Annotated in this window: 11 protein-coding genes; 8 read left to right on the top strand and 3 right to left on the bottom strand. The window is 63.0% G+C overall.

What is annotated here, in order from left to right; translation table 11 throughout:
• Nucleotides 1-55 precede the first annotated feature (55 nt).
• Nucleotides 56-994, bottom strand: a complete 939-nt coding sequence (locus tag AC1ECW_RS08135; protein WP_409703965.1) for a flagellin N-terminal helical domain-containing protein — start codon at nt 992-994, stop codon at nt 56-58.
• Nucleotides 995-1,194: 200 nt separating this feature from the next.
• Nucleotides 1,195-2,130: a flagellin N-terminal helical domain-containing protein gene (locus AC1ECW_RS08130; RefSeq protein WP_409703991.1), complete on the bottom strand. Its 936-nt coding sequence runs from the start codon at nt 2,128-2,130 to the stop codon at nt 1,195-1,197.
• Nucleotides 2,131-2,620: 490 nt separating this feature from the next.
• Between AC1ECW_RS08130 and AC1ECW_RS08125 the strand changes: the two genes are divergently transcribed.
• The 7 genes from AC1ECW_RS08125 to AC1ECW_RS08095 all read left to right on the top strand — a co-directional run bounded on the left by AC1ECW_RS08125 (nt 2,621) and on the right by AC1ECW_RS08095 (nt 12,185).
• Nucleotides 2,621-7,987 (top strand): glycosyltransferase, encoded by a 5,367-nt coding sequence (locus tag AC1ECW_RS08125; protein ID WP_481201595.1) that lies wholly within the window; start codon nt 2,621-2,623, stop codon nt 7,985-7,987.
• 176 nt (nt 7,988-8,163) lie between these two features.
• Nucleotides 8,164-8,493 carry a flagellar transcriptional regulator FlhD gene (gene flhD / locus AC1ECW_RS08120; RefSeq protein ID WP_409703961.1) on the top strand — a complete coding sequence of 110 codons (330 nt, stop codon included), beginning with the start codon at nt 8,164-8,166 and terminating at the stop codon, nt 8,491-8,493.
• A 44-nt stretch (nt 8,494-8,537) separates the two neighbouring features.
• Nucleotides 8,538-9,071, top strand: a complete 534-nt coding sequence (gene flhC, locus AC1ECW_RS08115) for a flagellar transcriptional regulator FlhC (protein WP_481201594.1) — start codon at nt 8,538-8,540, stop codon at nt 9,069-9,071.
• Between the two features lie 201 nt (nt 9,072-9,272).
• Complete coding sequence (gene motA / locus AC1ECW_RS08110; RefSeq protein ID WP_409704358.1) at nt 9,273-10,136, top strand: flagellar motor stator protein MotA; 864 nt, start codon at nt 9,273-9,275, stop codon at nt 10,134-10,136.
• A gap of 12 nt (nt 10,137-10,148) precedes the next feature.
• Nucleotides 10,149-11,114: a flagellar motor protein MotB gene (motB, locus tag AC1ECW_RS08105; RefSeq protein ID WP_409704360.1), complete on the top strand. Its 966-nt coding sequence runs from the start codon at nt 10,149-10,151 to the stop codon at nt 11,112-11,114.
• 40 nt (nt 11,115-11,154) lie between these two features.
• Nucleotides 11,155-11,547, top strand: coding sequence for a chemotaxis response regulator CheY (gene cheY, locus AC1ECW_RS08100; RefSeq protein ID WP_409704362.1), 393 nt, complete (start codon nt 11,155-11,157; stop codon nt 11,545-11,547).
• An 8-nt stretch (nt 11,548-11,555) separates the two neighbouring features.
• Complete coding sequence (locus AC1ECW_RS08095) at nt 11,556-12,185, top strand: protein phosphatase CheZ (RefSeq protein WP_409704364.1); 630 nt, start codon at nt 11,556-11,558, stop codon at nt 12,183-12,185.
• Nucleotides 12,186-12,217: 32 nt separating this feature from the next.
• Here the strand turns inward: AC1ECW_RS08095 and fliE are convergent, their stop codons facing one another.
• A complete protein-coding gene (gene fliE, locus AC1ECW_RS08090) occupies nt 12,218-12,550 on the bottom strand; it encodes a flagellar hook-basal body complex protein FliE (protein WP_409704366.1) in 333 nt (110 codons plus the stop codon).
• A 228-nt stretch (nt 12,551-12,778) separates the two neighbouring features.
• Between fliE and fliF the strand changes: the two genes are divergently transcribed.
• Nucleotides 12,779-14,479, top strand: a complete 1,701-nt coding sequence (gene fliF / locus AC1ECW_RS08085; protein ID WP_409704368.1) for a flagellar basal-body MS-ring/collar protein FliF — start codon at nt 12,779-12,781, stop codon at nt 14,477-14,479.
• Nucleotides 14,480-14,483: the final 4 nt, after the last annotated feature.

Genomic DNA, 14,483 nt, shown 5'->3' with positions numbered 1-14,483 from the left:
CGTGCCTCGTGAAGCGGATTATCGGCAGACCGCAACCCGACTTGAGCGGTGATTTTTAACGCTGCAGCAGCGACAGCACCTGCTGCGGAAGCTGATTGGCCTGCGACACCATGGCCGTGCCGGCTTGTTGCAGGATTTGCGCCCTGGACAGCGCCGCCGTCTCGGCCGCAAAGTCGGCATCCATGATCCGGCCTCGGGCCGCCGACTGGTTCTCCGCGGCCACCTGCAAGTTGGAAATCACGCTCTCAAAGCGGTTTTGCGCCGCACCGAAAGTCGCCCGCAAGTCATTGATCACATCCAAGGCGCGGTCAATCACATCGATCGCCTCGTCGATCTCATCCCCGGGGTTGGCCGGCACCGTGGTCCACCCGCCGATTGCGATACCGCTGGCGCCAGAGGCTGTGGCCGTGGTCGTCACCGTCGCGACCACATCGGCGGCGGAAGATGCACTGGTGATCGTGCTGCCTTCGGCCGGCGTTCCTGACAAGTTCACCGAGTTGACATCGATGCGATCGTTGGCCGTAGTGTTGGCCCCCACTTGAAAGCTCAAGGTCGACTCGAACGTGGCATCGGTCCCATCGAACAGCGACTTGCCATTGAACCGAGAGGATTTGACGGTGCGGGCGATTTCTTCCTGCAGCTCGGCGAACTCTTTTTGGAGATTGGCGCGATCGCCCACACTGTTGGTGGCGTTGCGCGACTGCACCGCCAGCTCGCGCATGCGCTGCAGCATGTCGCCGATCTTGCCCAGCGCGCCTTCGGCCGTTTGAGCCAGCGAAATGCCATCGTTGGCATTGCGGATCGCCACGTTCATGCCCTTGATCTGGGTATTCATGCGCTCGGCAATCGCCAATCCGGCAGCGTCGTCTTTGGCACTGTTGACACGCAGTCCCGACGACAGGCGCTGCATGGCCGTGGCCAGCGAGGACTGAGAAGCATTGAGGTTGCGCTGCGCGTTGAGCGAAACCACATTCGTGTTGATGGTCTGAGGCATGGCAGCTCTCCTTCAAGAATCACAACGGACTCCGGCTTCGAGCGCCGGCGCTCCACCAGTACGGTCAGCTTGATTGTGAGAGCGCACCCCTTCAGACAAAGCCCCAAACAACAGCCTTTTTACCCCCCAGATCGATAGGCCGGCCAACGAGCAAAAACCCGGCCGAAGCCGGGTTGTGTTGAGGTCCGCGTGCGTGGACGTCAGCGCAGCAGCGACAGCACTTGCTGGGGCAGCTGGTTGGCCTGCGACACCATGGCCGTACCGGCTTGCTGCAAGATCTGGGCACGGGAGAGATTGGCCGTTTCTGCCGCGAAGTCCGCATCCAAGATCCGTCCTCGAGAGGCGCTTTGGTTCTCCACGCTGACCTGCAAGGTCTGGATCACCGCCTCGAATCGGTTTTGCACCGCACCGAAGGTTGCCCGCTGGTCGTTGATGACATCGAGCGCGCGGTCGATCACGTCGATGGCTTCATCGATTTCGTTGCCAACGTTGGCCGGGTCGGTGGTCCAGCCGCCGATGGCGATGCCACTGGCGCCCGACGTGGCGGCTGTGGTGGTCACCGTCGACATGACGACGTCGGCCGATGTCGCGCTGGTGATCGTGCTGCCCTCGGCCGCCGTGCCAGACAGGTTCACCGAGGTCACATCGATGCGGTCATTGGCCGACGTGTTGGCGCCAACCTGGAACGACAGCGTCGCCTCGTAACCCGCGCCGTTGGAGTCAAACAGCGCCTTGCCGTTGAAGTTCGACGACCGGATCACGCGACCGATCTCGTCTTGCAGTTCCGAGAACTCTTTCTGCAGATTGGCGCGGTCGCCGCTGCTGTTGGTGGCGTTACGCGACTGCACCGCCAGCTCGCGCATGCGCTGCAGCATGTCGCCGATCTTGCCCAAGGCGCCTTCGGCGGTCTGGGCCAGCGAGATGCCGTCGTTGGCGTTGCGGATGGCCACGTTCATGCCGCGCACCTGGGCGCCCATGCGCTCGGCGATGGCCAGGCCGGCGGCATCGTCCTTGGCGCTGTTGACGCGCAGGCCCGAGGACAGGCGCTGCATCGAAGTCGCCAGCGAAGACGCCGTGCTGGAAAGGTTGCGTTGCGCATTGAGCGAAACGACGTTGGTATTGACGGACATAGCCATGATGTGTGCTCCTTCAATGTCGATGACTCCCGGCATGGACGCCGGCTTTGCCTCAGCCCAGCGGCCTTGCAGCCGCTGCGCCTTGCCAGCTCGCGCTGGCTGCGTCCGGCGGCAGTCACCTCAGATGCGAGCGAAGATCGGCGCTTCGCGTCGAACCGTCGGCCGGCTGTTCCCCGGACCACGGGTTGCCGATTGCTCGGGCCCGTTGAGCGAGTTATCGACAGGTGCGATACCAACTTTAGGGCTTTGTCAAGCCGAAGAAGAAGGAACTTCTTCGCGCTAAGGAGCGGATCGACCGTCCTGATCTCTTGGACTATCGGCCGCCCGCCCCGCCGGCTTGAGCAAAACTTGTCCACACCGCATCGTTGGCGTAGAAGAGAAGGTGGAAAAGTTCAGCTAATTCCATCTTTGGATATGACGCTGGCGCCTATAGTGAATGCAGATCCCCGCGCAGACAAAGACCGCCCCTCCCCTCCTCAGGCAAGAAACCATGACGCAACCGTCGGCCGAACACCATTTGATGATCCTGTGGGAGCACGCCCGTCCCAAGCAACAGCGCATCGTCGAAGATGTGGGGCGTCGGCTGCAGATTCTGGCTGCCTTCGAGATCACCTGGAGCCCGCCTCGGGTTTCGGAGAATTTCACGCGCTTTTATGGGCAGAACCTGCCTCCCGGATCGTTCAAGGAAGATCACTGTGGCCGCGGCCCCTTTCTTGCCCTGATTCTGCGGGATCCGCAACCCCGCTACGAGATGCGCGAGACGTCCAAAGGACCGCGTCTTGTCAACGTCAACACCTTCGATGCCAAGCAGCGCTACCGTCAATGGACGGGCGGTGGCCATCGCGTACATGCCACCGACAGTCAAACCGAAGCGCGGCACGACGTTGCCTTGCTGTTCGGCATGCCGATGGCCGCGCTGATCCAGCGATTGCCCAAGCGCTGGAACGGACAAATTGCACCGATGCCGGTAGACCTCGTCGGCGCCGGGGGATGGAAAGATCTGCGCCAGTTGTTCAGCGTGCTCAATGAAACCATCCCATACGTGGTGCTGCGCAACTTCGAGGGGTTTCCAGAAGCTTACAAATCAGACGCGCACGGCGACATTGATCTGCTGACGACGTCCGACGCGGAGATGGCATACGTGATGAATGCGCGCCGGGTGTTTGCTCAGCCTTGCCGCGTCCACTATGCCGCCTTCATCGCAGGCGAGGAACTTCGTTTCGATTTTCGCTTCGTTGGCGATGGGTATTACGAAAAGCGCTGGCAAACCGAGATGCTCGAGCGACGCACCTTGCATGAAGGCGGGTTCTTCGTGCCGTGCGCTGGCGACCATTTCTACTCGTTGCTGTACCACGCTTTGATTCACAAGCCTCGAATCTCGGACGAGTACGCGCAACGATTGGCCCAACTCTCGACCCACCCCGACCTGCGTGCGCATTTGCCGCGCACACCGTTATCCGCCGCCGACCTTCAGGAAGCACACCAGGCCAAGCAACTGCTCGATCAGTATCTTCAGTTGCACGGATATGTCTACGAACGGCCGGCCGACACGTCGGTGTACTACAACGCCAAAGTCCTTGGCCACGAGTCTTCGCAGCCAGTGGATCAAGTCTCGACGGGCACGCAAGACGCAGCCGGCTCAAGCAGCACCGAAGAGCGAGTCCTCGTCGCCTTGCAGTCGGTGCAAGACCGCTCGATCGCCTCGGAAGACATCCGCGCCATCTGTATCGATACCCTCCTGGCCAAGAGTCTCGGTGCGGCATGCGTCAACGCCTTGCGCCCCTTGGAAACGCTTCTGACGGGACGGACGGTTTTGGAGATCGGCGCTCGCTTCGGCACCTCAAGTCGTTACATCGGGGAGCTTGGCGCCCGGGTGACGGCTTACGAAGCTCACGCCGTGATGGCGCAAGCTGCAGCGCTGCGCTGCGCCGACCTTCCCAATGTGACGGTCACCTCGGATCTCGAACTCGCCCTCGAGACAGACACTGGCTACGACGTGGTGCTCATCTCCGATCCTGGAGCCCGTGCGCAACTGGACGATGCGCTGCGCCAAGCCCGACAATGCCTCCGTCATGGCGGCTGCCTGATTGTGATGAGTGCCAATCGCCTGGGACTGCGGCACTGGGCGGGAGCCGCGCAATCCCATGCGCCGTGGGACTTCGCTGGCATCCAGGGCCTGCAGGTCAAAGGTCTGCCCGGCGCCCCCGGCCGGGAGGAACTGGTCCGGGCCTTACGCAAGAACGGGTTGACGCATTTCAAGTTCTACTACCCCTTCCCCGACCACCATTCTTCGCAACTGGTGCTCAGCGATGATGCCTTGAGCGCACCGCCTGAGCTGCTTTACAACCTTCTGTCGTCGATCCATACCGTCGGCTTTGGCGCAGGACAAGGACCGCTGTTTTCCGAAGCCTGCGCATTCCGATCGCTGGTCGACAACGGACTGGTTGGCGCGCTGGCCAACGCGTTCGTCGTCGTAGCCTCGGATGCGCCTGTGCCGGCAAAAGACCATGAGGATCTGGCATTCACCTACTCGGTCGCTCGCCGCAAGGATCTGTCCAAAGAAATCGCCATCCGTCGCATCGACGGCGAACTGCGCGTTCAGCGACGCCTGTTGTATGCAACGTCGACACCGAAGTGGATGACGGTCGAGCCCGACGAGCCACTGCTGGAGGGCGAACTGCTGTTCAACCGCCTGCTGCCCTTGGTCAATCAGCCCGGCTGGCATGCTCGGTTGATCGCGCAATGGATGCAGCCTTTGTATCAGCATTTGTCGTCGCACGCGCGGCTCGTCCGGGGCGAGCGCTACTTGGAGGGTCGGTATCTGGATGCCACGCCCTTCAACTTCATTGGATACGACGGTAGATATCGCCTGTTCGATCTTGAATGGTCGTATTGGCCACAGGTTCGCCTCGACTATGTGCTGCTGCGCGGTCTTTACTACAGCTTTGCGAAACTCGGCTCGGTGGCGCAACCCCGCCCTGACACGCCCCTGGGCCTGATCCCCCTGGCCGAAGAGGTCATCCAGCTGCTGAGCGGACAGCCGTGCAATGCCCGTGCACTGTTGCAGCAAGAAATCGAGCTGCAAGCAGCCGTCACAGGCATCAAGTTCAGCGTGGAAGGGTTCTACCGAACCCTTCCCGTGCGCCCGCACGCCAAGTTTGAAGGCGAGCCAGCGCAACCCGACACCATCAAACGCTGGCTGGAACAGCGACGCTTGACAACCTTCCACGAGCAACACATACGGAACAAGCTCCGTGAACACGGTGGCGGCCCGCGCTTGTTGCTCCTGGTGCAGGCGCTCGGCGACACGCTGCACGAGCCGCTGGCCCGGACCCTGAGGAGCTTGGACGAAGCGCTTCGCTTCGGACTGAATGTCGAGGTGTGCGTCCTCGCGGACGATGACACCCACGCGCCTACCCTGCCCACCCCCTACCGTGTGCACTACACCAAGGCCCAAGAGTGCATATCGGCCATCAACCGGATCGTTGAGCAATCCGACGCACAGTGGGTCTTGTTGACTCGCGCCGGCGATTCGTTCACTTCCAATGGTTTGACCCTTCTTGCGCTGGATCTCATCGGCGCCGACCACTGCCGGGCCGTCTATGCGGACGAGCTTTATCGAAGCCAAGACGGATCGCTGGGAGCCGCCTTCCGGCCTGACATCAACCTGGACCTATTGCTGAGCTTTCCAGCGGCCATGGCCACGCACTGGTGCTTCAAGCGCGAAGTGTTCTTGGATTTGCATGGCTTGGATGCGCAAGCCGAAAGCGCCGCGGAACTGGACCTGGTGCTGCGCATGATCGAGCAAGGCGGATTGGCCGGTCTGGGCCATGTGGCCGAGCCGCTGCTGATCAGCGATCCGCCAAGCGTTGCCGATCAGCCGCACGAAAAGGCCGTGATCCTCAATCATTTGATTCGACGCGGCTACAGCAACGCAACGGTTCACCAGGAACTTGCGCGTCAGTACCGCATCGAGTATGCGCATCCTCATCAACCATTGGTGAGCATCATCATTCCCACGCGTGATCAGCTCGATCTGCTGCGGCGGTGCGTCGAAAGCCTGCTGGAGAAAACGCGCTATCCCCACTACGAACTGCTCATCGTCGATAACCAAAGCACCACCGAGGAAGCCCGCCAGTGGCTCGATGCCGTGGCCTCCTTCGGAGAAAACCGCATCCGGGTGCTGCGCTACGACCACCCGTTCAATTTTTCGGCGATGAACAACCTGGCGGTGGAGCATGCGCGTGGGGACGTCGTCGTGCTGCTCAACAACGACACAGCCATCATCGAGCCGGGGTGGCTCGATGCCATGCTCAATCACGCCCTGCGTCCGGAGGTGGGCGCGGTGGGCGCCAAGCTGCTCTACCCTGACGGCACGGTGCAACACGCCGGTGTGGTGCTGGGCCTGCGAGGGCCCGCCGACCATCCTTTCCTTGGCGAGCCGATGGACGCTGCAGGCACGATGCAGCGCCTGCGCGTGGATCAGAACTACAGCGCCTTGACCGCAGCGTGCCTGATGATCCGCAAATCGGTCTACCAAGAAGTCGGCGGCATGGATGAGGTCGCCTTCAAGGTGTCTTACAACGATGTGGATCTGTGCCTGAAGGTTGCGGCTGCAGGATACCTGAACGTGTGGACACCTCACGCTTTGGTCGTGCACGAGGGTAGCGTGAGCCAAAAGCAACTCGATCCGCAAGCTCACGAAGCCAAGCGCCAGCGGTTTGCGGCCGAACAAGACGCTTTGTATGCGAAATGGATGCCTCTGATCGCCAACGACCCGGCCTACAACCGCAATTTGTCGCTGAACGACAAAGGCTTTTCTTTCGAATCAAGAGTCGACTTGGTGTGGCATCCACTGACATGGCGACCCGCGCCCATTGTGCTGGCCCACATGGCCGATCATTGGGGGTGCGGTCACTACCGGGTGATCCAACCCTATGAAGCGATGCGCCACAGTGGTCGCATCGAAGGGCTGCTGTCGGACACCATGCTGCTGCCTTCCGAGCTGGCGCGTCTGGACCCCGACGCCATCGTTTTGCAACGTCAGCTCAGCGAGCCGCAATTGGAGTCGATGCGTCGCATCAAAGCGTTTTCCAGGGCGTTCAAGGTCTACGAGTTGGACGATTATCTGCCCAATCTTCCGCTCAAGAGTGCGCACCGCCAAGGCATTCCGAAAGACGCGGTCAAGTCTTTGCGGCAGGCATTGGGCTACGTCGATCGATTCGTGGTATCGACCGAGGCACTGGCCGAGGCTTTCGAAGGCTTGCACCGCGACATCCGAGTGGTGAAGAACAAGCTGCCCTCGGCATGGTGGTCCAACCTCCAGCCGCAACGACGCCGCGGACGAAAGCCACGGGTGGGCTGGGCCGGTGGAGCGGGCCACGCAGGCGACCTTGGCTTGATCATCGATGTGGTCAAGGCGCTGGCGCACGAGGTGGAGTGGGTGTTCTTTGGTCTGTGCCCGAAAGAAGTATCGGCGGTGGTCCACGAAGTGCACCCGGGTGTTCCGATCGAGCAGTACCCGGCCAAGCTGGCCAGCCTCGATCTGGACCTCGCCTTGGCCCCCTTGGAACACCATCTTTTCAATGAGTGCAAGAGCAATTTGCGTCTGATCGAGTATGGAGCCTGCGGCTACCCCGTGGTTTGCAGCGACATCCGCTGCTATCAAGAGGACGCGCTTCCCGTCACACGGGTGAAGAACCGCTACAAGGAATGGGTCGACGCCATTCGTATGCACATCCATGACCTCGATGCGGCCGCACGTGCAGGCGACGCGCTCAGGCAGGCGGTTCGCTCACAGTGGATGCTCGAAGGCGCCGCGCTCGATGAATGGAAGGCGGCCTGGACACAGGCGTGAGCACGTACCCCCTTGTAGGAATTTCTCCGACACCCGCTCGGAAATCCGCGACACTGCGAACAGAAAGGCCCTGATATCGGCTCATTTCCGGTCTGCCTAAAGTGCGTTCCACGCAGTCAGCGAAAGCAAGCCCGGGAACACCCCGCACATCGACAGACTGAAGAACGGAGCCGACCATGAACCCGCAGACCGAACAGATCCTCGCCGAGATCCGCGAAGCCAACCTGTCTTACCTGATGCTGGCGCAGAACCTGATCCGCGCCGACCGTGCCGAAGCCTTGTTCCGCCTGGGCATCTCCGAGGAGACCGCCGATCTGATCGCCGCCCTGAGCCCGGCCCAGATCATGCGCATCGCCTCGGGCAACACGCTGCTGTGCCGCTTCCGCATGGACGACGACCTGGTCTGGGGCCTGCTGACCAACCATGGCAAGTCGGCCGCCAACGACGCCACCGCCCGCCTGCACGCCAGCATCCTGATGGCCGGCCGCCATCAGGAAGCCGCCTGAACGAGCCCTGCCCGCCGTTTCCACCAAAAGCCACGGAGCCCGTCATGCGCACCAAGAGCATCCTCACCGAAGCCAAGCAGATCGAACGCGCCGTCACGCTGATCCGGCTGGGCGCCCGCCTGCAGGTGCTCGAGTCCGAGACCGACCTGTCCTACGAGCGGCTGCTGCGCCTGTACAAGGAGGTGGCCGGCAAGTCGCCGTCGAAGGGCCAGCTTCCGTTCTCGACCGACTGGTTCATGACCTGGCAGCCCAACATCCACGCCTCGCTGTTCCTGAACATCCACGAATACCTGAACAAGGCCGTCGAACTCGACGAGATCGACGTGGTCATCAAGGCCTACCGTCTGTACCTCGAGCAGACCCAGTCCCAGGGACTGGAGCCGCAACTGTCCATCACCCGCGCGTGGCGCCTGGTGAAGTTCATCGACAACGGCATGCTGAGCATGACCCCGTGCTCGAAGTGCGGCGGCCACTTCGTCACCCACCCCCATGAGATTGCCAAGCATTTCGTGTGCGGCATGTGCAACCCGCCGGCGCGCGCCGGCAAGGGCAAGTCCGGCGGCCTGCAGTTGCACTGAGCCTGGTCACGCAGCAGGACTCTCCGTCGTCTCCTCCTGAGCGCCCGCGCGGCGCCTTGACCACGGGCTCCCTGAGAGCCCGTGCTTTTTTTCCGGGACGGGACGACTCAAGTCGGCCGCGCGGCGGTCGATATCCCCGTGGAACCCGGTTCGAGCGCGAGCCCCCACAGCGCGCCAACCCCCGCTGGAAAGACCTGCAATATGTTCGTCATCATCGGCTACATCGTGGCGCTGGGCTGCATCTTCGGCGGCTTCATCATCCACGGCGGCAACATGGGCGTGATTCTGAAAGCCCTGCCCACCGAGTTGATGGTCATCGGTGGGGGCGCTTTCGGCGCGTTCATCGTCAACAACCAACCCAAAGTGCTCAAGGCCACGTTTGGCGCCATCCCCAAGCTGCTCAAAGGCTCCAAGTACACCAAAGCCCGGTACATGGAGTTGATGGCCTTGCTCTATGACATTTTGCAAAAGGCCCGCAAAGAGGGCTTGATGTCCATCGAAAAGGACGTCGAGGCCCCGCACGAATCTCCGTTGTTTAAAAAATACGCGACCGTCGGCAGTGACCATCATGTCGTGGAGTTCATCACGGATTACTTGCGCATGATGGTCTCCGGAAATCTCAATGCCCATGAAATTGAATCGCTGATGGACAGCGAGATCGAGACCCACCATCACGAAGCGCACGCACCGGCGGCAGCGATTCAGCGAGTGGCCGGTGGCTTGCCCGCTTTTGGCATCGTGGCCGCCGTGCTGGGTGTGGTCAATACCATGGGCTCGGTGGGCCAGCCCCCGGCGGTGCTGGGGGCCATGATCGGTTCGGCGCTGGTGGGAACCTTCCTGGGCATCTTGCTGGCCTACGCCATTGTGGAACCCCTGGCCGGCCTGCTGGAGCAGAAAAACGACGAGGCCACCAAGGAACTGCAGTGCATCAAGACCACCTTGCTGGCCAGCATGCAGGGTTACGCGCCGCAGATCGCCGTGGAGTTCGGCCGCAAGGTGCTGTACTCCACCGAGCGCCCCAGCTTCTCGGAGCTGGAAGGCCACGTCAAGGGCAAGAAGGCCTGATTGGGACTCACCATGGCCGGCGACTCCAAGAAGCTGCAACCGATCATCGTCAAGAAGATCAAGAAGGGCGGTCATGCCCACCATGGCGGCGCCTGGAAGATCGCCTATGCCGACTTCGTGACGGCGATGATGGCTTTCTTCTTGCTGATGTGGCTGCTGGGCTCGACCACCGAGGGCGACCGCAAGGGCATTGCCGACTACTTCTCCTCACCGCTGAAGATCGCCCTGCTCAGCGGGGGCAGCGGCGCAGGCGACGCCTCGCACGTGATCAAAGGCGGCGGCACCGACCTCACCCGCACCACCGGTCAGGTGCGCCGTGGCGACATCGAAGCCGAGCGCAAGACCATCAACCTGCAAGCCCTGAAGGAACAGATCGAGCGCGCCGAGGCGGCCAGCCTGGAAGGTTTGAAGCAGCGCATCGAGCAATCCGTCACGAACAATCCGCTGCTGGTGCAGTTCCGCTCGCAAATCCGCTTGGACATCACGCAAGATGGACTGCGCATCCAGATCGTCGATGAGCACAACCGCCCGATGTTCGATTCCGGCAGCGCCCTGGTGAAGGACTATATGCGCGCGATCCTGCGCGAGATCGGCAAGGTGCTGTCGGAAGTGGACAACAAGGTGACGCTGGCCGGTCACACCGATGCGGCTCCTTACACCAGCGGTGAGCGGGGCTACAGCAACTGGGAGCTCTCGGCCGACCGGGCCAATGCCTCGCGCCGGGAACTCGTGGCCGGCGGCCTGAGAGAGGGTCAGGTGGTGCGGGTGCTGGGGCTGGCGTCCAGCTCGCTGCTGGACAAGGACAACCCGCTCAATCCGATCAACCGGCGCATCAGCATCATCGTGATGAACAAGGACGCACAAGAGCGCTTCGAACGCGGCGGCGATGTCGAGGCCGGCACGGCCCCGGCGGTTCAAGAAGCCGTCGCACCGGCATCGGCCGCACAGAGCTTCAGTTTTCCGGCGCCCGGCCGATAAGCCTGCGAACCCTTGTTTTCTCCTCGCGAGGACACTTCCCATGAGTACCGCCACCGACCTGAAATTCCTCATCGTCGATGACTTCTCCACCATGCGCCGCATCGTGCGGGGCCTGCTGAAGGAGATCGGCTACAACAACGCAGAGGAAGCGGAGGACGGCGCCGTGGCCCTGCAGATGCTGCACAACGGCCATTTCGACTTCGTGGTCAGTGACATCAACATGCCCAACATGAACGGCTTCGAGCTGCTGTCGGCCATCAAGAAGGACGACAAGCTCAAGCACCTGCCGGTGCTGATGGTCACGGCCGAGGCCCGCAAGGAAGACATCGTGCGGGCCGCACAAGACGGCGCGGCCGGCTATATCGTCAAGCCCTTCACCAAGGCCACGCTGGAGGAGAAGGTGCAGAAGATCCTCCAGAAGCTGGGCAAGTGAGGCAGGCCATGAGCGAGACCCACAGCCCCCACGGCGCCACCCCGCCCCTGACCACATCACCCGAGGTGTTCCAGCGCATCGGCGAGATGACCCGCAACCTGCACGACACGCTGGCGCAGCTCGGCTTCATGCCCAAGCTGGGCGAGATCACGGAAAGCCTGCCCGATGCGCGCAGCCGTCTGACCTACATCGCCACCAAAACCGGCGAAGCCGCCGAGAAGGTGCTCAACCTGGTCGACCAGGCCAAGGCCGAGCACGAACACATCGCCGCCGAAACGCGCCGAATTGCCCAGGCCATCGTCGCCGATCCGGTGCGCGCGGTGGCCAGCGGCAGCGTGATGAACTTCGTCAGCGACGTCGAAGCGCGCTCGGCGCGCATCGACCAGCACCTCACCGACATCATGATGGCCCAGGACTTTCACGACCTCACCGGCCAGGTGGTGGCCCGCGTGGTGAAGCTGGCCGCCGACATCGAGGACCAGCTCGTCAAGCTCCTGCTGCAGACCGCCCCGCCCGACCAGGTGCACAAGGTTGAACAGACCTTCCTGAACGGGCCCGTGGTCAACCCCGAAGGGCGTACCGACGTCGTCACCAGCCAGGAACAGGTCGACGATCTGCTGGCCAGCCTCGGGTTCTGAGTCCCCACCGGGCCGGCCCGCGATGCGAAGCCTCACACCGACATGTTCATGATGTCGGTGTAGGCCTGCACCAGGCGGTTGCGCACCTGCAAGGCGGCCTGGAACCCGATCTGGGCCTTCTGCATCGTGACCATGGTCTCCTCCAGGGACACCGTGGGATTGCCCAGTTGAACCTGCCGCTGCATCTCCGAGGCCTGCAACTGGGTGGCACTGACCGTCTTGAGGGCCTGGTTCAGGGCCTGTGAGAAGCCCACGGCAGGAGGCCCCGGCTCGACCTGGCCCGGCCGTGCAGCCTGCGACGGCAGCACCACGCCGCTCTTGGCCAGGGCCTGCTGGAAGTTGAAGGGCTTGAGGCGGACGTCCATGGTGCAATCTCCTGCACGCAGGGCTCCAGTGCGAGCCCCACCTGCCGATACACCGATGGTAGGCACGCAGGGTCTGCGCGATGCGTCGAACTGGCGGCCGTTTGCCGTCCTCTTCCGCCCTTGAGCGAGGCTCCCCCCTCCGAATAATCGGTCCCCAACGACACCCTGGGGACCGCAGGCCGGCGCCTGGCAGGCCGGGGTCTGCCCAGAACCACGGGAATCCGCACGATGGACAACGCCGTCGCCCTGCCTCAGAACCTGCCGCCCGCCCTGGCCGCCCAACCCGCCTCCGGCGGCCTCGTTCAGCGCATCCAGGCCTTGCCGACCCCACGCAAGCTGTTGCTGGCCGCTGGACTGGCCGGACTGGTGGCGGTCGTCGTGGCACTGTCGCTGTGGTCGGTGAAGCCGGACTACAAGGTGCTCTACGCCAACCTGTCGGACAAAGACGGCGGCGCGATCATCGCGCAGCTTTCCCAGATGAACGTGCCGTACCGCCACGCCGACGGCGGAGCCGCCATCTTGGTGCCGGCCGACCGCGTGCACGACGTGCGGCTGCGTTTGGCCTCGGCCGGATTGCCCAAGGGCTCGACCGTGGGGTTCGAGCTGATGGACAACGCCCGCTTCGGCATCACGCAGTTCCAGGAGCGCCTGACCTTCCAGCGAGGCCTCGAAGGCGAGCTGACCCGCTCCATCGAAGCCCTGGCCGCCGTGAGCAGCGCCCGGGTGCACCTGGCCTTGCCCAACCAGAACGGCTTCTTCCGTGAGCAGCAAAAGCCCTCGGCCTCGGTGCTGGTGCATCTGCACCCGGGGCGCAGCCTGGACCATGCACAGATCGCCGGCATCGTGCACTTGGTCTCCAGCAGCGTACCCGAACTCTCGCCCAAGGCCGTCTCCGTCGTGGACCAGAACGGCAATTTGCTGACCGAATCGCCGGACAGCAAAACCCAGGGGCTCGATGCCAATCAGCTCCAGTATGTGGCGCAGATCGAGTCGACGCTGACGCGCCGCATCACCGACATCCTGGAACCGGTGGTCGGCCGTGACAACCTGCGCGCCCAGGTCACGGCCGAGGTGGACTTCTCGCAAAGCGAATCGACCTCCGAGCAGTTCCGCCCCAACCAAGGCGGCGAGCCGGCGGCCGTGCGCAGCATGCAGCACTTGGAATCGACCCAGACCGACGCCGGCACCCCCACGGGCGTGCCTGGCGCAGTCACCAACCAGCCGCCGGTGCCGGCGCAGGCACCGATCAATGGCCCGGCCCAGGCTTTGCAAGCGGCCAACGGCACCGGCACGGGCAACGCCCAAGTTCGCCGCGAAGCCGTGACCAACTACGAGGTGGACAAGACCGTGCGCGTCACCCGCAACGCCACCGGCACGATCAAGCGCTTGAGCGCCGCGGTGGTCGTCAACCACCGCACCTCGACAGACGCCCGCGGCCGCACGACGCAGGCGCCGCTGAGCGAAGAAGAGCTCCAGAAACTGACGACCCTGGTGCGAGAGTCCATCGGATTTTCAGCCGAGCGTGGGGACTCCGTGCAAGTGATCAACGCCCCGTTCCAGGTAAGCAAACCTGAAGAGCCCGTCGAGCCGCCGCTGTGGCAACGGCCCGAGATCTTGGACTTGCTGCGGCAAATCGCTGTGCCTGCGGCCTTGAGTGTGGTGGCGCTGGCGCTGGTGCTGGGCGTGGTACGTCCCGCGCTCAAGGCCGCGATGGCTCCACCGCCGGCCCCGGCCAAGGTCGATGCCATCGTCGACGAACCTGAGGCCCTGCCCGCGCTGATCGGTCCAGAGCAAGCCGCCGAAATGCCTTTGCTGTCTGCTTCGCACAACCACAACAAGCTCGAAGCAGCCCGCCAGCTGGCTCGCGAGAACCCCGCGGCCGTGGCCAACATCGTGCGCAGCTGGGTCACCAAGGAGGCCGCCGCCTGAGCGG

It is taken from the genome of Caldimonas hydrothermalis, assembly GCF_056746695.1.
This window is presented reverse-complemented; position numbering and strand designations above follow the sequence as displayed.